Source organism: Streptomyces sp. NBC_00102 (genome assembly GCF_026343115.1).
Lineage (GTDB): Bacteria > Actinomycetota > Actinomycetes > Streptomycetales > Streptomycetaceae > Streptomyces.
Window position 1 is genome coordinate 766,618 of sequence record NZ_JAPEMC010000001.1, and the last position, 20,739, is coordinate 787,356.

18 protein-coding genes are annotated in these 20,739 nt (G+C 72.6%); 9 read left to right on the forward strand and 9 right to left on the reverse strand.

What is annotated here, in order from left to right; all coding sequences use genetic code 11:
• The first annotated feature begins 44 nt into the window (after positions 1-44).
• The 5 genes from OHA55_RS03430 (at position 45) to OHA55_RS03450 (ending at position 6,052) form a co-directional block, all read left to right on the forward strand.
• Positions 45-836: an MIP/aquaporin family protein gene (locus OHA55_RS03430; RefSeq protein ID WP_266702642.1), complete on the forward strand. Its 792-nt coding sequence runs from the start codon at positions 45-47 to the stop codon at positions 834-836.
• A gap of 126 nt (positions 837-962) precedes the next feature.
• Complete coding sequence (gene glpK, locus OHA55_RS03435; RefSeq protein WP_266702644.1) at positions 963-2,498, forward strand: glycerol kinase GlpK; 1,536 nt, start codon at positions 963-965, stop codon at positions 2,496-2,498.
• A 6-nt stretch (positions 2,499-2,504) separates the two neighbouring features.
• Positions 2,505-4,115 carry a glycerol-3-phosphate dehydrogenase/oxidase gene (locus tag OHA55_RS03440; RefSeq protein ID WP_266702646.1) on the forward strand — a complete coding sequence of 537 codons (1,611 nt, stop codon included), beginning with the start codon at positions 2,505-2,507 and terminating at the stop codon, positions 4,113-4,115.
• Between the two features lie 98 nt (positions 4,116-4,213).
• Positions 4,214-5,272 (forward strand): LLM class flavin-dependent oxidoreductase, encoded by a 1,059-nt coding sequence (locus OHA55_RS03445; protein ID WP_266702648.1) that lies wholly within the window; start codon positions 4,214-4,216, stop codon positions 5,270-5,272.
• Between the two features lie 108 nt (positions 5,273-5,380).
• Positions 5,381-6,052, forward strand: a complete 672-nt coding sequence (locus tag OHA55_RS03450; RefSeq protein ID WP_266702650.1) for a FadR/GntR family transcriptional regulator — start codon at positions 5,381-5,383, stop codon at positions 6,050-6,052.
• Positions 6,053-6,141: 89 nt separating this feature from the next.
• On the opposite strand, the gene OHA55_RS03455 is transcribed toward OHA55_RS03450, so the two are convergent.
• Positions 6,142-6,921 carry an SDR family NAD(P)-dependent oxidoreductase gene (locus tag OHA55_RS03455; protein WP_266702652.1) on the reverse strand — a complete coding sequence of 260 codons (780 nt, stop codon included), beginning with the start codon at positions 6,919-6,921 and terminating at the stop codon, positions 6,142-6,144.
• Positions 6,918-8,255 carry an enolase C-terminal domain-like protein gene (locus OHA55_RS03460; RefSeq protein WP_266702653.1) on the reverse strand — a complete coding sequence of 446 codons (1,338 nt, stop codon included), beginning with the start codon at positions 8,253-8,255 and terminating at the stop codon, positions 6,918-6,920. The genes OHA55_RS03455 and OHA55_RS03460 overlap by 4 nt, the downstream gene beginning before the upstream one ends.
• 264 nt (positions 8,256-8,519) lie before the next feature.
• Here OHA55_RS03460 and OHA55_RS03465 point away from each other — a divergent pair, with 264 nt between their 5' ends.
• Entirely contained in the window at positions 8,520-9,632 is a 1,113-nt protein-coding gene (locus tag OHA55_RS03465) for a PAC2 family protein (protein ID WP_266702655.1), read from the forward strand.
• Positions 9,633-9,727: 95 nt separating this feature from the next.
• Here OHA55_RS03465 and mshC read toward each other — a convergent pair whose 3' ends face one another.
• From mshC to OHA55_RS03485, 4 genes are all read right to left on the reverse strand, one after another.
• Entirely contained in the window at positions 9,728-10,957 is a 1,230-nt protein-coding gene (mshC, locus tag OHA55_RS03470; RefSeq protein WP_266702657.1) for a cysteine--1-D-myo-inosityl 2-amino-2-deoxy-alpha-D-glucopyranoside ligase, read from the reverse strand.
• Positions 10,958-11,137: 180 nt separating this feature from the next.
• On the reverse strand, positions 11,138-11,971 hold the full coding sequence (locus tag OHA55_RS03475; RefSeq protein ID WP_266702659.1) for an SCO1664 family protein: 834 nt from the start codon (positions 11,969-11,971) through the stop codon (positions 11,138-11,140).
• Positions 11,935-12,525, reverse strand: a complete 591-nt coding sequence (locus OHA55_RS03480) for a DUF3090 domain-containing protein (protein WP_266702661.1) — start codon at positions 12,523-12,525, stop codon at positions 11,935-11,937. The genes OHA55_RS03475 and OHA55_RS03480 overlap by 37 nt, the downstream gene beginning before the upstream one ends.
• 121 nt (positions 12,526-12,646) lie before the next feature.
• Positions 12,647-13,369: a histidine phosphatase family protein gene (locus OHA55_RS03485; RefSeq protein ID WP_266702662.1), complete on the reverse strand. Its 723-nt coding sequence runs from the start codon at positions 13,367-13,369 to the stop codon at positions 12,647-12,649.
• Positions 13,370-13,480: 111 nt separating this feature from the next.
• Between OHA55_RS03485 and OHA55_RS03490 the strand changes: the two genes are divergently transcribed.
• Positions 13,481-14,476 carry a magnesium and cobalt transport protein CorA gene (locus tag OHA55_RS03490; protein WP_266702663.1) on the forward strand — a complete coding sequence of 332 codons (996 nt, stop codon included), beginning with the start codon at positions 13,481-13,483 and terminating at the stop codon, positions 14,474-14,476.
• 50 nt (positions 14,477-14,526) lie between these two features.
• Here the strand turns inward: OHA55_RS03490 and OHA55_RS03495 are convergent, their stop codons facing one another.
• A complete protein-coding gene (locus OHA55_RS03495) occupies positions 14,527-15,321 on the reverse strand; it encodes a ferritin-like domain-containing protein (RefSeq protein WP_266702664.1) in 795 nt (264 codons plus the stop codon).
• A 112-nt stretch (positions 15,322-15,433) separates the two neighbouring features.
• Positions 15,434-16,486: an LLM class F420-dependent oxidoreductase gene (locus tag OHA55_RS03500; RefSeq protein WP_266702665.1), complete on the reverse strand. Its 1,053-nt coding sequence runs from the start codon at positions 16,484-16,486 to the stop codon at positions 15,434-15,436.
• A 141-nt stretch (positions 16,487-16,627) separates the two neighbouring features.
• Here OHA55_RS03500 and OHA55_RS03505 point away from each other — a divergent pair, with 141 nt between their 5' ends.
• Positions 16,628-17,611 (forward strand): aldo/keto reductase, encoded by a 984-nt coding sequence (locus tag OHA55_RS03505; RefSeq protein WP_266702666.1) that lies wholly within the window; start codon positions 16,628-16,630, stop codon positions 17,609-17,611.
• The gene (locus tag OHA55_RS03510; RefSeq protein ID WP_266702668.1) at positions 17,608-19,887 is read left to right on the forward strand and encodes a helix-hairpin-helix domain-containing protein; all 2,280 of its coding nucleotides are present in this window, start codon (positions 17,608-17,610) and stop codon (positions 19,885-19,887) included. The genes OHA55_RS03505 and OHA55_RS03510 overlap by 4 nt, the downstream gene beginning before the upstream one ends.
• Positions 19,888-20,000: 113 nt before the next feature.
• Here the strand turns inward: OHA55_RS03510 and OHA55_RS03515 are convergent, their stop codons facing one another.
• On the reverse strand, positions 20,001-20,696 hold the full coding sequence (locus OHA55_RS03515; RefSeq protein ID WP_266702670.1) for a hypothetical protein: 696 nt from the start codon (positions 20,694-20,696) through the stop codon (positions 20,001-20,003).
• Positions 20,697-20,739: the final 43 nt, after the last annotated feature.

Sequence of the window (20,739 nt, forward strand, 5' to 3'; positions counted from 1 at the left end):
CCCGGTGGTGCGCATTCCCCTGGACGAAGGACAAAGGAGTCGCGGTGTCCAGCTCCGACATCTTCATCGGCGAGACCATCGGTACCGCCGTACTCATCCTGCTGGGCGGCGGAGTCTGTGCCGCCGTCACGCTCAAACGCTCCAAGGCGAAGGACGCGGGCTGGGTCGCCATCACCTTCGGCTGGGGCTTCGCGGTGCTCACCGGCGCGTACCTGGCGGGCGGTGTGTCCGGGGCCCATCTCAACCCGGCCGTCACCATCGGCCTCGCGATCGAGGGCGGTACGCCGTGGAGCGACGTGCCCCTCTACCTGGGATCGCAGCTGCTCGGTGCCGCCATCGGAGCGGTACTGGTCTGGGCCGTGTACTACGGACAGTTCCACGCCCACCTGAGCGACCCGGAGATCACCGGCACCCAGAACCCCGCCGAGGGCATGGTCGACCAGACATCCGCGCCCGACGCGGGACCGGTGCTCGGCGTCTTCTGCACCAGCCCCGAGATCCGCAACGCCGCGCAGAACCTGGTCACCGAGATCATCGCCACCCTCGTGCTGGTGCTGGCCATCCTGACCCAGGGCCTCAACGACGGCGGCAACGGCCTCGGCACGCTGGGCGCGCTCGTCACCGCCCTGGTCGTGGTCGGCATCGGGCTCTCGCTCGGTGGCCCGACGGGCTACGCGATCAACCCGGTCCGCGACCTCGGCCCGCGTATCGTGCACGCACTGCTGCCGCTGCCGAACAAGGGCGGTTCGGACTGGGGCTACGCCTGGGTACCCGTCGTGGGACCGCTCGTCGGCGGCGCCCTCGCCGGCCTCCTCTACAACGTCGCCTTCGCCTGATGCGCGAAACCGGGGTCTTCCGTCCGGATCGGGCACGCGAGCACGCGAGCCCGGCATGATCCGAACGAAAGGCCTCAGGCGCCCGGCAGACGCCTCCACCCACACCACAGACCCGGGGAGCACACCGTGAACGACGCACACACCGCCGGCCCGTTCATCGCGGCCATCGACCAGGGCACCACCTCCACCCGCTGCATCGTCTTCGACAAGGACGGCCGGATCGTCTCGGTCGAGCAGAAGGAGCACGAGCAGATCTTCCCGAAGCCCGGCTGGGTCGAGCACGACGCCACCGAGATCTGGGAGAACGTGCAGGAGGTGGTGGCCGGAGCCGTCGTCAAGGCGGGTGTCACGGCCGACGACGTGAAGGCCATCGGCATCACCAACCAGCGCGAGACCACGCTGATGTGGGACCGGCACACCGGTCAGCCCGTGCACAACGCCCTCGTCTGGCAGGACACCCGTACCGACGCGCTCTGCAAGGAACTCGGCCGCAACGTCGGCCAGGACCGCTTCCGCCGCGAGACCGGCCTGCCGCTCGCCTCCTACTTCGCCGGCCCCAAGATCCGCTGGCTGCTCGACAACGTCGAGGGGCTGCGCGAGCGCGCCGAGCGCGGGGACATCCTCTTCGGCACGATGGACTCCTGGGTCATCTGGAACCTCACCGGCGGCACCGACGGCGGCGTCCACGTCACCGACGTCACCAACGCCTCGCGCACCCTGCTGATGAACCTGCACGACCTGCGGTGGGACGAGCGCATCCTGCGGTCCATGGACATCCCGGCCGCCGTCCTGCCGGAGATCCGCTCCTCCGCCGAGGTGTACGGGCTCGCCGCCGACGGGGTGCTCGCCGGGGTACCGGTGGCCTCCGCGCTCGGCGACCAGCAGGCGGCGCTCTTCGGCCAGACCTGCTTCTCGGAGGGCGAGGCCAAGTCCACGTACGGCACCGGCACCTTCATGCTCATCAACACCGGCTCCACCCCGGTCAACTCCTACAACGGGCTGCTGACCACCGTGGGCTACCGGATCGGCGACCAGCCGGCGGTGTACGCGCTGGAGGGGTCCATCGCCGTCACCGGTTCGCTGGTGCAGTGGATGCGCGACCAGATGGGGCTCATCAACTCGGCCGCCGAGATCGAGACACTGGCCTCCTCGGTGGAGGACAACGGCGGCGCGTACTTCGTGCCCGCCTTCTCCGGCCTGTTCGCCCCGTACTGGCGGCCCGACGCCCGGGGCATCATCGCCGGACTCACCCGTTACGTCACCAAGGCGCACATCGCCCGGGCCGTGCTCGAAGCGACCGCCTGGCAGACCCGCGAGATCAGCGACGCCATGACGAAGGACTCGGGCGTCGAGCTGACCGCGCTCAAGGTCGACGGCGGCATGACCTCCAACAACCTGCTGATGCAGATGCTCTCCGACTGTCTGGACGCGCCCGTGGTGCGCCCGATGGTCGCCGAGACCACCTGTCTCGGCGCCGCCTACGCCGCCGGCCTCGCCGTCGGCTTCTGGCCGGACACCGACGCGCTGCGCGCCAACTGGCGCCGGGCCGCCGAGTGGACCCCCCGCATGGATGCGGCCACCCGTGACCGCGAGTACAAGAGCTGGCTCAAGGCGGTGCAGCGCTCCATGGGCTGGCTCGACGACACCAACTCCGAGGAGTAGGCAGACATGACCATCCCGCAGAGCGTCCCCGTCCCCGGGACGCGTCCGGCCGCCGGCTCCCTCCCGAGCCGCGCCGAGACCAGGGAGCGGCTCTCCCGCACGACGTACGACCTCCTGGTGATCGGCGGCGGCATCCTGGGCATCTCCACCGCCTGGCACGCCGCACAGTCCGGGCTGCGGGTGGCCCTGGTGGACGCCGGCGACTTCGCGGGCGCCACCTCCTCCGCCTCGTCGAAGCTGCTGCACGGGGGGCTGCGCTATCTGCAGACCGGCGCGGTGAAGCTGGTGGCGGAGAACCACTTCGAGCGGCGGGCCGTCTCCCGCCAGGTCGCCCCGCACCTCGCGAATCCGCTCACCTTCTACCTGCCGGTCTACAAGGGCGGCCCGCACGGGGCGGCCAAGCTCGGCGCGGGGGTCTTCGCCTACTCCGCGCTCTCCGCGTTCGGCGACGGCGTGGGCCATCTGATCAGCCCGCAACGGGCCCGCCGGGACGTGCCCGAGCTGCGTACGGACGGGCTGAAGGCGGTCGCTGTCTACGGCGACGACCAGATGAACGACGCGCGGATGGCCCTGATGACCGTGCGCGCGGCGGTCGCGGCCGGTGCGGACGTGCTCAACCACGCGGCGGTGACCGGACTCCGCTTCACCCGGGGCAGGGTCACCGGCGCGGAGCTGGCCGACCGGAGCGGCGGCACGGAGTTCGGGGTGGACGCCCGGCTGGTGCTGAACGCCACCGGCCCGTGGGTGGACCGGCTGCGCAGGATGGAGGACCCGGGCGCCGCCCCCTCCGTACGCCTCTCGAAGGGCGCGCACCTGGTGCTGCGGCGCACCGCCCCCTGGCGGGCGGCGCTGGCGACGCCGATCGACAAGTACCGGATCACCTTCGCCCTGCCGTGGGAGGACATGCTGCTGCTCGGCACCACGGACGAGGTGTACGAGGGCGAGCCCGAGGACCTGGCGGTGACGGAGAAGGACACCGCGCAGATCCTGGACGAGGCGGCCTTCTCGGTCCGGGACCAGCAGCTCTCGCGCGACCTGATCACGTACTCCTTCGCCGGGCTGCGGGTGCTTCCGGGGGGTCCGGGCGGCACCTCGACGGCCAAGCGGGAGACGGTCGTGACGGAGGGGCGCGGCGGGATGCTGTCGGTGGCGGGCGGCAAGTGGACGACGTTCCGCCACATCGGACGCACCGTGATGAACAAGCTGGCCGCGCTGCCGGGCGGTCCGCTGACCGACGCCATGGAGCCGATGGACCGGCTGCCGAAGCGGCTGGCGCTGCCCGGGATCGCCAGTCCCGGAGCGGTGACGCACCGGCTGCTGGCGGACGGCGCCGGGCAGGGCCCCGAGCTCGCGGCGGACACCGCCCGGCATCTGGCCACCCACTACGGTTCGCTCGCCTTCGAGATCACCCGGCTCGCGGAGGAGGACCCGGCCCTCGCCCGCCGCATCCACCCCGACGCTCCGGAGATATGGGCGCAGGTGGTGTACGCGCGGGACCACGAATGGGCCGAGACCGCCGACGACGTGCTGCGGCGGCGGACGACGCTGACGATCCGGGGGCTCGCCACCGACGAGGTGCGGGCCGGGGTCGAGGCGGTGCTGGCCGGACGCGGCTGAGCCTGCGGGGCGTGGGGCCAGGTGGCATGAGGGGGCCGCGGCGACTCTGCCATGCCGCCGCCACACTGCCGCAACGGAACGCGAGAACAGTGGAGGGCATGAAATTCTCCGTGCTCTCCCTGATCGGGCATGCCCCGCACCCGCTGACCGGCGAACTCCTCTCCCCCGCCGACCGTTTCGCCGAAGTGATCGAGACCGCCTCGGACGCGGAGCGGCTCGGCTTCGACGCGTACGCCGTCGGTGAACGGCACGCGGGCGCCTTCCTGTCGTCGAGCCCCACCGTGGTGCTGGGCGCCGTGGCCGCGCGGACGACGTCGATCCGGCTGCTCACGGGCGTGACCGTCGTCGCGATCCTCGACCCGGTCCGGGTCGCCGAGGACTACGCCACTCTCGACCAGATAGCCCGGGGGCGGCTCGAACTGGTCGTCGGGAAGGGGGCCGAAGCCGGGCACTTCGCGCTCTTCGGGCTCGACGAGGACCGGCAGTGGGACCTCCAGCAGGAGAAGTACGAGCTGCTGCGCCGGCTGTGGACCGAGGAGGGGGTGGACTGGGAGGGGGAGTTCCGCCCGCCGCTGAAGAACACCACCACCGTGCCGCGTCCGTACGACGGTGCTCCCCGCGTCTGGCACGGCTCGGCGACCAGCCTGCACTCCACCGAACTGGCCGCCAAGCACGGCGACCCGCTCTTCACCGCCAACGCCGTCCAGCCGAAGGCGGCGTACGCGCGGCTGATCGCACACTACCGGGAGCGGTTCGAGGCGTACGGACACGATCCGGCGGACGCCCGGGTGGCGGCCGGATCCGGCGGGCTGCTGATCGCGGACAGCTCGCAGCAGGCGGTGGAGCGGTACAAGGATCTGTACGAGGCGCGGGTGCGGCAGGCCTTCAAGCCGCACCTGGAGGGGAAGGCCGGGTACAACACCCCGTTCCGGACGATCGAGGACGCCATCGCGGGCGGTCCGCAGCTGATCGGAAGCCCTCAGCAGATCATCGACAAGATCCTCGGCTATCACGCGGACTACCACCATGATCTCCAGTCGATCACCGTGGACGGCCTCGGTCTGAGCCGTTCCGAACAGCTGGAGACCCTGCAGCGGTTCGCGGAGGAGATCGCTCCGGTGGTCCGCCGGGAGGCGCCGACGAACCTGTGGGAGTGATACCGGCTCCATCCCGGCTCCCGGGCGGCAAGAAACGGGCAAGACGGACCCGCATAATGGGCTGAGACATCCGATGTCTGATTCCCGTCCGCACCCAGGAGGACCGTCATGGCCGTCACCGACGAGGCGATCGAAAAGATCAAGGGCATGATCGTCTCGGGTGCGCTCCGCCCCGGCGACCGGCTGCCCAAGGAGAGCGAACTGGCCGCGGACCTCGGGCTGTCCCGCAACTCCCTGCGCGAGGCGGTGCGGGCCCTGTCGCTGATCCGCATCCTCGACGTACGCCAGGGCGACGGCACCTACGTCACCAGCCTGGACCCCCAACTCCTGCTGGAGGCGCTGAGTTTCGTGGTGGACTTCCACCGCGACGACACGGTGCTGGAGTTCCTCGCGGTCCGCCGCATCCTGGAGCCCGCGGCCACCGCCATGGCCGCCTCCCTGATCGGGGACGACGAACTCGACGCGCTCGCGGCGCAGCTGGACGCGCTGGGCAGCAAACCCTCGGTGGAGGAACTGGTCGCCGCAGACCTGGACTTCCACCGGGGAATCGTCCAGGCCTCGGGCAACACCGTGCTCTGCTCGCTGCTGGACGGACTGTCCGGTCCGACCACCCGGGCGCGGGTCTGGCGCGGTCTGACCCAGGAGGACGCGCTCAGCCGCACCCTCCAGGAGCACCGCGCCATCCTGGCCGCGCTGCGCGACCGGGACCCGGAGGCGGCGCGGGCCTGGGCGACGGTGCACGTCGCGAGCGTGGAGCAGTGGCTGCGCTCGACCCTCTGAGACACGCACCCGGTGAACGCGTGCCGGGAGACGCGGGACGCCGGCCGCCGGTCCGTCGACGCTGACGGGGTCCGGCGGCCGGCGGGTACTCAGTCCCCCGCGGGGCGCAGCCGGAGGCCCTGCATACCGCCGTCGACCGCGAGGGCGGTGCCGGTGACGGAGGCGGCGGCGGGGCTCGCCAGATAGACGATGGCGGCGGCCACCTCGTCGGCCGAGACCAGCCGGCCGAGCGGCTGACGGGCGTTGAGCGCGGCCCTTTCGGCCTCGGGGTCGCCCGCCTGGCCGAGCAGTCGTCCGATCCACGGGGTGTCCGCGGTACCGGGGTTGACGCAGTTGACGCGGATCCCCTCGCGGACGTGGTCGGCGGCCATGGCGAGCGTCAGGGAGAGGACCGCGCCCTTGCTCGCGCTGTAGAGCGCCCGCTGCGGCAGCCCGGCGGTGGCCGCGATGGAGCAGGTCTGGGTGATGGAGACGGCGCCGGGGCGGAGGGCGGCCGCGGCCCGCAGGTGCGGCAGGGCGTGCCGGGCGGCGCGGACCATGCCGAGGACGTTGACGTCCAGCACCCGGGTCCACTCCTCGTCGGAGTTGTCCTCGACGGTGCCGATGGAGCCGATCCCCGCGTTGGAGACCAGGGTGTGCAGTCCGCCGAGTTCCGCGGCGGCACGGTCGACGGCCGCGCGGACCTGCCCGTCGTCGGTCACGTCGGCCTGTACGGCGAACGCCCCCTCGGGCGCGCCGGCGGTCTCCCGGTCGAGCACCGCGACCCGCGCGCCGCGTTCCAGCAGCAGGGTGGCGACGGCGGCGCCGATGCCGGACGCACCTCCGGTCACCAGGGCGGACAGTCCGTCGAAATCCTTCGTGCCGGTCATCGGTGGGCCTCCTCGAGGACGGGGAGGGACGCCCAGACGGGACCCTCCGGGTAGCGGTGTGCGGCGATCGACGCGGGGTGCATCCGGGCCGAGAACCCGGGGCCGCGCGGGGTGACGTACCGTCCGCCGGTGATGACGGCGGGCTCGGTGAAGTGCTCGTGCAGGTGGTCGACGTACTCGATGACCCGGTCGTCCCAGGTACCGGAGACGGCCACGTAGTCGAACATGGAGAGGTGCTGGACCAGTTCGCAGAGACCCACTCCGCCGGCGTGCGGGCAGACGGGCACCTGGAACTTCGCGGCGAGCAGCAGGATCGCGAGGTTCTCGTTGACCCCGGCGACCCGGGCCGCGTCGATCTGTACGAAGTCCACGGCCCCGGCCTGGAGCAGCTGCTTGAACACGACGCGGTTCGCGCCGTGTTCGCCGGTGGCGACCTTGACCGGCTGGGCGGCCCGGATGGCGGCGTGCGCGAGGACGTCGTCGGGGCTGGTGGGCTCCTCGATCCAGTGCGGGTCGTAGGGGGCGAGCGCCTTCATCCACTCCACCGCCTCGGCCACGTCCCAGCGCTGGTTGGCGTCCACGGCGATCCGGATACCGGGGCCGACCGCCTCGCGGGCGATCTTCAGGCGGCGGACGTCGTCGTCGCGGTCCCCGCCGACCTTCAGCTTGATCTGGGTGAAGCCGTCGGCGACGGCCTCCTTCGCGAGGCGGACGAGCTTGGCGTCGTCGTACCCGAGCCAGCCGGGTGAGGTGGTGTAGGCGGGGTAGCCCTCGGCGAGGAGGCGTTCGGTCCGCTCGGCGCGGCCCGGCTCGGCGGCGCGCAGGATGGCCAGCGCGTCCTCGGGGGTGAGGGCGTCGGTGAGGTAGCGGAAGTCGACCAGGGAGACGAGCTCCTCGGGGGTCATCGTGGCGAGGAACTGCCAGACGGGCAGTCCGGCCGCCTTCGCCGCGAGGTCCCAGGCGGCGTTGACGACGGCCCCGGCCGCCATGTGGGCGACGCCCTTCTCCGGGCCGAGCCAGCGCAGTTGCGAGTCGTGCGTGAGCTCGCGGTACAGGTCGCCGAGGTCGGCCGCGGTGCGCGGGACGGGCCGGCCGAGCAGGTACGGCTTCAGCGCCTCGATCGCGACGGCCATGACATCGTTGCCGCGGCCGATGGTGAAGCAGAACCCGTGTCCTTCGAGGAGGCCGTCCGGGCCGCCCGGGGCGTCGGTGCGGAGCACCACGTAGGCGGCCGAGTAGTCGGGGTCGGGGTTCATCGCGTCCGAACCGTCCAGCTCCAGGGACGTGGGGAAGCGGATGTCGTGGACCTCGACGTCCGTGACGGTCTGACTCATGCGCGGCCCCCCAGGGGAATAACATCGGATCTCTACGGCGAACATCCGATGTATAGCGCCATACGAGCCTCTTCGTCCAGCGCCGCACGAAATCTCGGGGCCCACAGCTCGGATGAATCCGGAGGCACATGCCCCGATTCGATCAGTGCCGCACCTCGGCGGACGAGGTTCACCCGCCCGTGCAAAGGGGCTTCGGATGGGAATGCTCCAACCCGTAAGGTTGGTGCGTACGTATACGCAAGGGAACTTCGGAAGGAGGCCTGGGTGATCGAGCTCGAGGGTGTACCCGAGCTGATCGACCCGGTCATGGTGGCCGCGTTCGAGGGCTGGAACGACGCCGGTGACGCCGCCTCCACCGCGGTCGGCCATCTGGACCGGGAATGGAAGGGCGAGGTCTTCGCGGCGCTGGACGCCGAGGACTACTACGACTTCCAGGTCAACCGCCCCACCGTGTGGCTGGACGGCGGAGTCCGCAAGATCACATGGCCGACGACGCGGCTCTCGGTGGTCCGGATCGGCGGCGACAAGCCCCGTGACCTGGTGCTGGTACGCGGCATCGAACCGTCCATGCGCTGGCGCTCGTTCTGCAACGAGCTGCTGGGCTTCGCCCACGAGCTGGGTGTCGAGATGGTCGTCATCCTCGGCGCGCTGCTCGGCGACACCCCGCACACCCGGCCGGTGCCGGTCAGCGGAGTCACCTCGGACCCGGACCTGGCCACGACCATGGACCTGGAGGAGACCCGGTACGAGGGGCCGACCGGCATCGTCGGCATCCTCCAGGAGGCGTGCACCCACGCGGGCGTTCCGGCCGTGAGCCTGTGGGCGGCCGTGCCGCACTACGTCTCGCAGCCGCCCAATCCGAAGGCGACGCTGGCCCTGCTGAACCGGCTGGAGGACCTGCTCGGACTGCGCATCCCGCTGGGCGAGCTGCCCGAGGACGCGCGCGCCTGGCAGATCGGGGTGGACCAGCTGGCCGCCGAGGACAGCGAGGTCGCCGAGTACGTCCAGACGCTGGAGGAGGCCCGGGACACCGCGGAGCTGCCCGAAGCGTCCGGAGAGGCCATCGCCCGCGAGTTCGAGCGGTATCTGCGGCGCCGCGACCCCGGCCCCGGACCGGGCCAGACGCCCGGCGGGCACGCCACGGAGAGCGGCGACGTGCCGTATCTGCGTGATCCGGCGAGCGGCCGCACCCGCCCGCCCAAACCGCAGCGCCCCGCGGAGTCCGGACCGGCGGCCGGCGGACGGCCGGGGAGCAGGAAGCCCTCGGACGACGGCTCCGAGGACGGCCCCGACTCCGGGCAGGACCCCGACTCCGGTACGGACTCCGGCCCGGGTACGGACTCCGGCTCCCCCGACGGGGAGAAGCCGGACAGCTGAGGCGCCGCCGGCCTGCCGGCTCGTCTCCCGCACGGAAAACGGCCCCGGTCCTCCCCTTTCGGAAGGGGAGGACCGGGGCCGTCGTGTACGCGGTACTACAGGGCGACGCCCAGGAGGGCGTCGACGGTACGGGAGACGAGACCGGGAGCGCCCTCGTCCGTGCCGCCCTCGGACCGCTGGCGCTCGGCCCAGCGGTCCACGGCTGCCAGCGCGGACGCGGCGTCCAGGTCGTCGGCGAGCGCCTCACGCACCTCTTCGACCAGGGCGTCGGCGGACGGGCCGTCCGGGCGGGAGACCGCGGCGCGCCACCGTCCGAGCCGGGCGACGGCGTCGGCGAGGACCTGGTCGGTCCACTCCCAGTCGCTCCGGTAGTGGTGCGAGAGCAGGGCGAGGCGGATCGCCGCCGGGTCCACGCCCTCACGGCGCAGGGTGGAGACGAAGACGAGGTTGCCCCGCGACTTCGACATCTTCTCGCCGTCCAGGCCGACCATGCCGGCGTGGACGTATGCCTTGGCGAACGGGTGCTCGCCGGTCAGGGCCTGCGCGTGCGAGGCGCCCATCTCGTGGTGCGGGAACGCGAGGTCGGACCCGCCGCCCTGCACGTCGAAGCCCATGCCGAGGTGGTCCAGGGCGATGGCGACGCACTCGATGTGCCAGCCGGGCCGTCCGGCTCCCAGGCTGCCGCCGTCCCAGCTGGGCTCGCCCTCGCGGGCGGCCATCCACAGCATCGGGTCGAGGGGGTTCTTCTTGCCGGGGCGCTCGGGGTCGCCGCCGCGCTCGGCGGAGAGCAGCCGCATGGCTTCCGCGTCGAGGTTGGAGACCTCGCCGAAGTGCGGGTCGGCCTCGACGGAGAAGTAGACGTCGCCCTCCAGCTCGTACGCCGCGCCGGCGTCACGCAGGCGCTCGACGAGGGGCACGATGCCCGGTATGGCTTCGACGGCGCCGATGTAGTGCTTCGGCGGGAGCATCCGCAGCGCGGTCATGTCCTCGCGGAACAGCGCGGTCTCGCGCTCCGCGAGTGCGGTCCAGTCCTCTCCGTCGCGCACGGCCCGCTCCAGCAGAGGGTCGTCCACGTCGGTCACGTTCTGGACGTAGTGAACCTGCCGCTTGGTGTCGAGCCACACGCGCTGTACGAGATCGAACGCGTTGTAGGTCGCCGCATGACCCATGTGGGTCGCGTCGTACGGCGTGATGCCGCAGACGTAGATGCGGGCGACGGGACCGGGGTCAAGGGTGATCCGTCCGCCGGTCGCGGTGTCGTGGATCCGAAGGTCGCGGCCCTTGCCAGGCAGGGCGGGGACCTCAGAAGCGGGCCAGGCATGCATGTCATGAGCGTAACCGGACGAAGGTTCCGGATACGAACCGGATGGCGAATCGTGTCCGAAGACGCGTTCTTGACGAAGCCGGTCGGCCCCGCTAACCGGCGCCGGGCGCGGCTGCCGGCCCGGGGCCGCGGGCCCGCGCGGGTGCGCTCGGCTCCGATCGGGTTTTTCGTCACAGGTGCGTCAGACCGGCGGCCACGGGATGGCGGGCCACTGCCCGCTCGGCACCGGGTGCAGCCCCGTCGTCCGGAGCGCTGCGACCCGTTCCCGTACGGCGTCCAGTTCGGCCGGGGTGATGAGCCCGCCCAGCCGCCGGGCCAGTCCCGCTTCCGGCGCCAGCTCCTCGGCGAGCCGGTCCAGCACCGCCACCGCCTCGCCGGTCAGCGGTTCCCCGGCCCAGCCCCAGAGCAGGGTGCGCAGCTTGTCGTCGGAGTGGAAGGTGACGCCGTGGTCGATGCCGTAGAGCAACCCGCCGGGGGCCGGGAGCAGGTGGCCGCCCTTGCGGTCACTGTTGTTGATCACCGCGTCGAGCACCGCGAGCCGCCGCAGCCGGGCGTCGTCCGCGTGCACCAGCAGGGCGGTCTTCCCCTCGCCCACGTCGGCGAAGCCCACGGCCTTCCAGCCGTCCTCCGGCTCCTCCCCCTCGACGAGGGCGAGCAGGGGGCCGGCATCCGGTTCGGCGTCGATCCAGAGCTGGCACATTCCCTCGCCGTACGGGCCCTCGCGCAGCACCGTGGGCGGTACGAGCCCCCAGCCGGTGGTCCGGGAAACCTCCCAGGCGGCCACCTCGCGCTGGGCGAGGGTGCCGTCGGGGAAATCCCACAGCGGCTGCTCGCCCGCGACGGGCTTGTAGACGCAGGGGCGTTCCACGCCGTCGAGCGCGACCGTGCACCGCAGGACCGCGTTGGAGGCTCCGGGTACGCGGCCGAGGACGGTGAGCCGGCCTTCGGTGAGCAGGGTGACCAGTTCGGCCGGGGTCGTCATGCCCCGCGCCGGTATCCGTTCTGACGCGGGCACACGTGTCCTTCCGGGTCGAGCGGCAGGCTGCACAACGGGCACGGCGGGCGGCCGGCCTGCACGACGTCCAGGGCGCGCTTGGCGAAGGCCCGTGCCTGGGCTCCGCTGAGGCGCACCCGGAGCATCGGCGGGCCGTTCTCCTCGTCCTGGAGCAGCCTCTCCTCGGCCGCCGCCAGATCGTCCTCGGTCTCGACGTCGATCTCCACGAGAGCCTGAGCCTCGACGATCATGCACTGCTCGTCGCCGTCCCAGGCGAGGGCCATCGTGCCGACCCGGAACTCCTCCTCGACGGGGGTGTCGAGCGGCGCGGTGTCGGCGACGGTCATCGGGGCGACGGCCGGGACCGGCGAGTTGCCGCCGGTGCGGCGGACGACCTCGTCGAGCAGTTCGTCGATCCGCTCAGCGAGCGCGGCGACCTGGGTCTTCTCCAGAGCCACGCTGGTGACCCGGCCGCCTGCGGACGCCTGAAGGAAAAACATTCGGCGTCCAGGCAGCCCGACCGTGCCGGCCACGAATCGTTCCGGCGGGTCGTAGAGGAACACCTGACGGGACACGTCAGTTCTCCCTTGAGGAATCGACGGCGGACGGGGGCTTACCCCCGCCGCTCGGGGACGGGTGCCGGGGAAACTCTCGAACGGGCTCCCCGTGGCCCGTCCACCCTATCGCCAGGAGCGATCACGGCGCCCCAGCGCCGCCCCCCACCTGGGCGTGCGAACCGTGGTCCGCCTCGTCGGCGGGGGTGGCGTCGGCGCCCAGTCCCTGCTCGCGGGGGGCGAGCCCCGCGAGGTCGCCGGTGTCGCCGAGGCGCAGCAGGAAGGGGCGCAGCCGGGTGTAGCGGATCGCGGTGACCGAGCAGGGGTCGACGTGGATGCGCTGGAAGAGGTCGAGGTGCATGCCGAGCGCGTCGGCGACGACGGCCTTGATGATGTCGCCGTGCGAGCACATGACGTAGACGGCGTCCTCGCCGTACTCGGCTTCGATGCGCGCGTTCCAGGCGCGGACGGAGTCGACCGCGCGGTTCTGCATCGCGCGCATCGACTCGCCGCCGGGGAAGGCGGCGGCGGAGGGATGCTGCTGCACGACCGACATCAGCGGTTCGTCGGACAGTTCGGCGAGCTTGCGCCCGGACCAGTCCCCGTAGTCGCACTCGGAAAGGCCGTCCTCGACGTGCAGGGGGAGGCCGGGGCGCGCGTCCAGCAGCGGCTGGAGCGTCTGGCGGCAGCGCTGGAGCGGGCTGCTGACGGCGGCCACGAGGGGCAGTCCGGCGAGGCGGCCGGGCAGCCCGGCCGCCTGTTCGGCGCCGCGCTCGTCCAGCTGGATACCGGGGGTACGGCCCGCGAGCACCCCGGAGGTGTTGGCGGTCGAGCGTCCGTGGCGTACGAGGATCAGGGTGGGCATACCGGCCAGCCTAAAGGCTGTCCCGCAACTCCTGGCGGGACAGCCGTCAGTGCTGCGCCCGGCGGCCCCGGGGGTGGGGCGAAGGTGTGCTTTCGGCCGGGGCAGGGAAGAATGCGCGCCGTGATTGTCGACTGTGCCATCTACCGGGACGGGCGCCGGACGGACGGCCCCGCCGACTTCTCCGACGCGCTGGACGAGGCGCGGGCCGTGGGGGACGCCTTTCTCTGGATCGGGCTGCACGAGCCCACCGAGGAGGAGTTCTCCATGGTGACCAAGGAGTTCGGGTTGCACCCGCTCGCCGTGGAGGACGCGCTCAAGGCGCACCAGCGGCCCAAGCTGGAGATCTACGACGACTCGTTGCTCATGGTGCTCAAGCCGATCGCGTACGAGCCGGACGGCGACACGGTCAGCGCGGACGAGTTGATGGTCTTCGTGGGCGACTCGTTCGTGGTGACGGTCCGGCACGGCGAGAGCGCCCCGCTGTCGGACGTGCGGCGCCGGCTGGAGGCGCAGCCCGGGGTGCTGCGGCAGGGGCCGACCGCCGTGCTGTACGCGGTCAGCGACGCGGTCGTGGACCACTACATAGACGTCGCGGGCGAGCTGCAGATCGACCTGGAGGAGCTGGAGACCCAGGTTTTCGCGCCGAGTGGCAACGCCGAGTCCCAGCACACCGCGAGCCGCATCTACACCTTCAAGCGCCAGGTGATGGAGTTCCGCCGGGCCGCCGGGCCGTTGGCGGCCCCGATGACGCGTCTCGCGGGGACCGGGGTGCCGTTCGTGCACGCGGAGTCGCAGCCCTTCTTCCGGGACGTCGGCGACCACCTCACCCGCGCCAACGAGCAGGTGGAGGGGCTGGACAGGCTGCTGTCCGACATCCTCTCGGCACATCTGGCGCAGATGGGTGTCCGGCAGAACGACGACATGCGCAAGATCTCGGCCTGGGCGGCGATGGCAGCGGTGCCGACGATGGTCGCGGGCATCTACGGCATGAACTTCGACCACATGCCGGAGCTCCACTGGGTGTGGTCCTATCCGGCGGTGATCGTACTGATGGCCGGGGTGGTCGTCGGTCTGTACCGGCAGTTCAAGCGGCGCGGCTGGCTCTGACCGCGCCGGGCGTCCGGCTACGGCCGCCCCGGTTCCGGCACCGACGCGGCTCAGGCGAACTCGGCTCCGGCCACGGCCGGTTGACCGAGGGCGTCGCGGCGTTCGGGTTCGGGTTCGGTCAGGCTGACCATCCGGCGCCAGCCGGCCAGCCGCTCGTACGCGTACATGGCGTGGATGCCCGCGGCGAGCGCCGCCGCCTTCGGCCGGGGCCAGCCGAGGATGCGGCCCATGTGGGCCATGACCGCGAGGCTGACGTCGCGGTAGACCCGGATCTCGGCGAGGGCGCACTCGCGCAGGATGCGCTGGATCGTGCGACCGTGGCCGGCCCGGGCGAGGCGGAGGAGTTCCTCGTGGCAGTAGGCGAGGTGGTTGTCCTCGTCGTGCGAGATCATCCGCACGGCGCGGCCGATGACGGGGTCGTCGGCGAAGTACCTGAGGAGCAGGCGCATCTGCTCGGAGGCCCGCTGTTCGGTGACCCGGCTGTGGGCCAGATAGGTGACGATGTCCCGCTCCGCGAGCGGCTCCTCGCCCTTGAGCTGTGCGTGGGCGAGGCCGATCCCGTGGCGTTCCAGCAGCATCGTGTAGTCGGTGTCGGCCGGGACGTCGGCGGCGCTCAGCCCGCGCTTCTTGAGCAGGGCGTTGAAGATGCGGCCGTGCTTGTCCTCGTCGGCACCGTGCCGGGTGATCTTCGGGGCGAGAGCGCGCTGGCTCTCGGGCACGAGGGCGGCGATGCGGGCGTTCTCCCAGCCGCCCTGCGACTCACCGCTGGCGGCAATGGAGCAGAAGAGCCGGAACGACTCGTCGTCGTCGAGGATCTCCTGGAAGAGACTTTTTGCCGAGAGCATGACTGCCACCTCCGTACCGGTGTCCGCAGATAAGAAGTCAAAGGCTCCGCGGCACTCCGGGCAACCGGAGCGGGCCGGGGCCCGCTCCGTGCCCGGTCGTCCCGGCGTGGTGTTACTCGGCGGCGCCGGAGCGCTCCAGGGCGTCCGTACCGGCGCGCAGGGCGGCGATCCGCTCCTCCCGCGTGAATCCGGCGGGGGCGAGGGTGAGGGTGGTGACGCCGGCCTCGGCGTAGGCGCGCATCCCGTCGGCGATCCGGTCGACCGGGCCGAGCAGGGTGGTCTGGTCGATCAGCCGGTGCGGGACCGCCGCGGCGGCACCGTTCTTGTCTCCGCCAAGGTACTTGTCCTGGATCTCGGCGGCCTCCTTCTCGTACCCCATGCGCTGGGCGAGCTGGTTGTAGAAGTTCTGCTTCCGGCTGCCCATGCCGCCGACGTAGAGCGCGGTGTACGGGCGGAACATGTCGGCGAGGCCCTTTACGTCGTCGCCGACCGCCAGCGGAACGGTCGGGCAGACGTCGAAGCCCTCCAGGGGCAGCCCGGCCTTCTCGCGGCCCGCCCGCAGGTGGCGCAGCGCGGTCTCCTCCAGGTGTTCGGCGGACGGGAAGATCAGCAGGGCGCCGTCCGCGATCTCACCGGTCTGCTCCAGGTTCTTCGGGCCGATGGCGGCGATGTAGAGCGGGATGTGCTCGCGCTGCGGGTGCACGGTGAGCTTGATCGGCTTGCCGGGGCCGTCCGGCAGCGGGAGCGTCCAGTGCTGTCCCTCGTAGGTGAGGCGCTCGCGGGCCATCGCCTTGCGGACGATGTCGACGTACTCGCGGGTGCGGGCCAGCGGCTTGTCGAACTTCACGCCGTACCAGCCCTCGGAGACCTGCGGCCCCGAGACGCCCAGGCCCAGGCGGAAGCGCCCGCCGGAGAGGGAGTCGAGGGTGGCCGCGGTCATGGCGGTCATGGCGGGCTGGCGGGCCGGGATCTGCATGATCGCCGAGCCCACGTCGATGGACTCGGTCTGTGCCGCGACCCAGGTGAGCACGGTCGGCGCGTCGGAGCCGTACGCCTCCGCCGCCCAGCAGACGTCGTAGCCGAGGCGGTCCGCCTCCTGCGCGACGGCGAGGTTGTCGGCGTCCATGCCCGCGCCCCAGTAACCGAGATTGATGCCGAGCCGCATATCCGCTCCCCTTACTGATCAGTAACGTCCCTGTTCGCCGGACTCTAGCGCGGTGCGGCGCCGTCCGGCAGGGGCAGGGCCGCGCCATGGTTGTCCACAGGCTTCCCCGCTCCGGGGGCCCGGACAGTAATCTCTGCGCCCATGGAGCAGAGGCATCTCGGCCGTACCGGCCTGCGTGTGTCCCGGATCGGGCTCGGCACCCTCACCTGGGGCCGGGACACGGACGAGCACGACGCCGCCGACCAGTTGAAGGCCTTCTGGGACGCGGGCGGCACTCTGGTCGACACCGCGGACGCCTACGGGGGCGGGGAGGCGGAGTACCTCCTCGGGCGGCTCCTGGGCGGGCTGGTGCCGCGCGAGGACCTCGTGGTGGCCACGAAGGCGGGCAGCGTGCGCGACCCGTACCGCAGGTTCAACGGCTCGCGGGGGCATCTGCTGGCCGCGCTCGACGCGTCCCTGGAACGGCTCGGCACGGACTACGTCGATCTGTGGCAGGTGCACGCCTTCGACCCGGTGACCCCGCTGGAGGAGACCCTCCAGGCGCTGGACCTGGCGGTGACCTCGGGCCGGGTGCGGTACGCGGGGGTGTCCAACTTCTGCGGCTGGCAGCTGGCCAAGGCGGCGACCTGGCAGCTCGCGGCGCCGGGGGCACGCACCCGGCTGGCGAGCACGCAGATGGAGTACTCGCTGCTGCAGCGCGGCGTGGAGCGCGAGGTGCTGCCCGCCGCCCTCGACCTCGGCGTGGGGCTGCTGCCCTCGTCCCCGCTGGGGCGCGGTGTCCTGACCGGCAAGTACCGCACGGGGACCCCGTCCGGTTCGCGCGGGGCCTCGGAACAGCTGGCGCCCTTCGTGGAGCCGTACCTCGACGACGCGGCGAGCCGCATCGTCGAGGCGGTCGCCACGGCGGCGGACGGGCTGGCCACCACCCCGCTGCAGGTCGCGCTCGCCTGGGTGCGCGACCGGCCGGGAGTGGCCGCCCCGGTCATCGGCGCGCGCAACGCGCAGCAGCTCACCGAGGCTTTGTCGGTGGAGACGCTTACGCTTCCTGACGAGATCTGCCAGGCGCTCGACGACGTGTCGGCGCCCGTGCACCGCTATCCGGACCAGGACTGGAGCACGCTGTGACTGCGCTTCCCCGGGGGGAATCCCCGGGCCACTCGGCCGAGGAAACCGAGACCGCCGAGGAGACCGAGAACGCCGAGGACCGAACCGACGACCGCTCGGAAGAGTCCTCGGACCTGCCCGAAGGGACCCCCGAGGGTTTCGCCGCCGCGTCCGAGGACGGCGAGGCCTCCGGAGAGACGTCGGACTCGGCCCCGGGCTCGGGCTCCGACGAATCCGGGGACGCCCCGGCGGTGTCGGAGGCGCAGGCCGAGCTCGCGGCCCAGCGTGAGCTGCGCAAGCGCATCGAGCAGCGGAAGGCCGAGAAGGCCGGTCCGATCGCCGCGGGGACCGGGCTGAGCGGCACCGCCGCGCAGCTGCTGGCCGCCGTCCGGGCGGTGGAGAGCGGCGAGAAGACCGCCTCCGCGTTCTACGAGGCTCCCGCCACCCCGGTGGCGCGCCCTGCGGCCGCCCCCGGGGCGGACCGCCCGCAGGCACCCCTCCCCCGGCCCACGCAGGCGTCCCCCGCACCGCAGGAGGCGCCCGAGGAGGCCGTTGCGGCGGTACGAGCGGTACTGGCAGGGGCGGGAGCGCCCGAGGCCCTGGCTCCCGGGGCCGCCCGGACGCTGGGCGAGCAGGCGGCCGAGGTGCTGCGGCAGGACCCCTGGCAGCTGCTGGCCGTTCCCGGGGTGCGCCCCGAGCAGGCGGACGGGTTCGCCCGCGCCCTGCTGGGGCCCGGGTGCGGTCCCGACGACGGACGCCGGACCGCCGCACTGGTGGGCTGGCTGCTGGAGCAGGCCGCCGTGCGCGGCCACACGGCCCTGGACGTCGTCGCGGTACGGGCCGCGCTGGCCGGGCACGGGGTGACGGACCCGGAGACGGCCGTGGACGACGCGGTGGCCGAGGGAGTCGCGCTGCTCTTCGAGGAGGGTGTGGACCCGGCCGGGGCCGGGGAATCCGCCGAGGAGGAGTCGCCCGCCGGGGACCCCGACGAGGAGAACGCCTCCGGCGACGGAGAAGCGCGCCCGGCCCTGCTGGGGCTCGACCGGTACGCCCTCGCCGAGGAGAGCCTCGCGGACGGGCTGGGCCGCCTGGCCAACGCGTGCGAGAAGGGCGCCGACTGGACGGACGCGGCCTCGGCCGCTCCTTCGCCCTCGGCCGCCGAGCTGATCCGTGCGGTCGCCGGCGCGGGCCTGGTGGTCCACTCCGGCGGCGAGGCTGCCCGGGCGGAGCCCGCCGCCCTGCTGGTGGCGGCCCGCGGGCTGGGCCTGCGCGCGCTGGGCGCCACGCACAGCGCGGACGGCCGCCGCCGGCTGGCCGCCGGAGCCGGGGACGCCGACGCCGCCGTCACCCTCGCCGGGCTGCTCGCCGGCTCCGAGGGACCGGGCCGGGACGAGGAGGGGGCCCTCGCCCTCGACCTTCTGGTGGTCCTGGACGCCCCGCAGCTGGACGTGGAGACCGGCGCGGCGCTCGTGGAGTGCCTCGCGGACGGTACGCGGCTGGTGCTGAGCGGTGACCCCGGAGTGCTGGGTTCGGCCGGTGCGGGCCGCGTCTTCGCGGACGTGCTCGCCGCCCGCGCCTGCCCGCAGGTGATCTCCCGCACACCCGACCCCGGGCCCATCGGCGAGCTGGTCTCCGGTATCGGCATCGGTGAGCTGAACCAGGTCGCGGCGCCGGGCAACGAAGTGGTGATCGTGCCGGTGCGGGACGCGGGCGAGGCCGTCCACCGCACGGTGCAGCTGGTCGCCGACTCCGTACCGCGCGCGTTCGGCATCGACGCGGCGGAGACCCGCGTGATCACCGTGGGCCACGGCGGCTCGGCGGGCACCCGGGCGCTCAACGCGGCGCTCAAGGACCGCCTCAACCCCGGTCCGGGCCGGTTCGGCGGCTTCGACCCGGGCGACCGGGTGGTCCACGTGCCCGCGCCCGGCCGGACCGTGCCCGGTGTCGTGGTGTCGGCCGGCGCCGACGGACTGCGGCTGGACTGCGAGGGCGCCCCCGTCGTCGTACCGCAGGACCGGGTCGCCTCGGCGGTCCGGCACGGCTGGGCGCTCAGCGCCCACCAGGCGGCCGGGATGCGCTGGCCCGCCGCGGTCGTCGTGCTCCCCGGGGACGCGGCACGGGGGCTCAGCCGGCCGTGGGTGTACACCGCGTTCAGCCGGGGCGAGCGCCATCTGTCCGTGGTGCACGGCGTGGACCAGGCGCTGCCCGGGGCCGTGGCGGACATCCCCGCGCAGGAGCGCACCACCCGGCTGCGCGCCCTGCTGGAGGCCCTGCCGACGCCCGACGCGTCCTCCTGACCGGAGGGCAGGGCCCGGCGCGGAAGAACGCCCGGGACGGGGCCGGTGGCCCGGTGCGCGGAGCACCGGGCCACCGGCCCCGTCCATGAGCCGTCGGGCCCCGTCAGGCGCGGTCAGGCGCCGTGGGGCGTGAGGCGGTCGTCGTCTCCGTCTTCATCGTCATCGTCATCGTCATCTTCGTCGTCGCCCTCCGGGTCGTCGTCGAAGACCGAGCTGACGTCGAACCGGCACACCACCAGCTCCGGGTCCACGTCCTCGAACGGCGATCCGAGCCACTCCCCCGGTTCGGCGGCCTCATCGGCGGCGGCCAGCCAGAGCGTGGAGTCCCCCTCGGCAAGACCGAACTCCTTGTGGCGGGAGGCGATCTCGTCGGGTTCGTACTCTCCGAACAGCACACCGAGCGCGGCGTGGACGCTCGTGCCGACGACCGCGGCGTGGCCGGTGTCGAGGTCGTCCGGGTCGGCGTCGGCCAGCCGCTGTGCCTGGGCGAGCAGCCGCTGCGGTTCCGCCACCGCGTAGTCGCGCCGGATCAGCACGCTGAGCGCGCTCGGCTCGGCCGGTCCGGCGTACGGGGGCAGGGAGTCGTCGGCGCCCGGGATCTCGAAGGGGGTGACCTCGTCGTGCCGTTCGTAGAGGAGTTCGTCGTAGACCTCGGCGGCGGCGGCGAGAGCGTTGAACGCTTCGTACACGGCGGGGTCCTCGTCCCCGCTACGGCGTTCGACCGCGTCGAGGTGACGGTCGATCGCGGCTTTGACCGCTTCGGCGGCGGCACGTACCTCGGCAGCGGTGGGCTGCGCAGCATCAGACATGAGGCAGACGCTATCCGTACCGGGGCTCTGCCCGCACAATAGA

What these genes read in the sequence shown, in the direction of transcription:
- OHA55_RS03440 (WP_266702646.1), top strand. Translation starts at nt 2,505, where the DNA reads ATGACCATCCCGCAGAGCGTCCCCGTCCCCGGGACGCGTCCGGCCGCC.
- OHA55_RS03445 (WP_266702648.1), top strand. Translation starts at nt 4,214, where the DNA reads ATGAAATTCTCCGTGCTCTCCCTGATCGGGCATGCCCCGCACCCGCTG.
- OHA55_RS03450 (WP_266702650.1), top strand. Translation starts at nt 5,381, where the DNA reads ATGGCCGTCACCGACGAGGCGATCGAAAAGATCAAGGGCATGATCGTC.
- OHA55_RS03455 (WP_266702652.1), bottom strand. Translation starts at nt 6,921, where the DNA reads ATGACCGGCACGAAGGATTTCGACGGACTGTCCGCCCTGGTGACCGGA.
- OHA55_RS03460 (WP_266702653.1), bottom strand. Translation starts at nt 8,255, where the DNA reads ATGAGTCAGACCGTCACGGACGTCGAGGTCCACGACATCCGCTTCCCC.
- mshC (WP_266702657.1), bottom strand. Translation starts at nt 10,957, where the DNA reads ATGCATGCCTGGCCCGCTTCTGAGGTCCCCGCCCTGCCTGGCAAGGGC.
- OHA55_RS03485 (WP_266702662.1), bottom strand. Translation starts at nt 13,369, where the DNA reads ATGCCCACCCTGATCCTCGTACGCCACGGACGCTCGACCGCCAACACC.
- OHA55_RS03490 (WP_266702663.1), top strand. Translation starts at nt 13,481, where the DNA reads ATGCGCGCCGTGATTGTCGACTGTGCCATCTACCGGGACGGGCGCCGG.
- OHA55_RS03495 (WP_266702664.1), bottom strand. Translation starts at nt 15,321, where the DNA reads ATGCTCTCGGCAAAAAGTCTCTTCCAGGAGATCCTCGACGACGACGAG.
- OHA55_RS03500 (WP_266702665.1), bottom strand. Translation starts at nt 16,486, where the DNA reads ATGCGGCTCGGCATCAATCTCGGTTACTGGGGCGCGGGCATGGACGCC.
- OHA55_RS03505 (WP_266702666.1), top strand. Translation starts at nt 16,628, where the DNA reads ATGGAGCAGAGGCATCTCGGCCGTACCGGCCTGCGTGTGTCCCGGATC.
- OHA55_RS03515 (WP_266702670.1), bottom strand. Translation starts at nt 20,696, where the DNA reads ATGTCTGATGCTGCGCAGCCCACCGCTGCCGAGGTACGTGCCGCCGCC.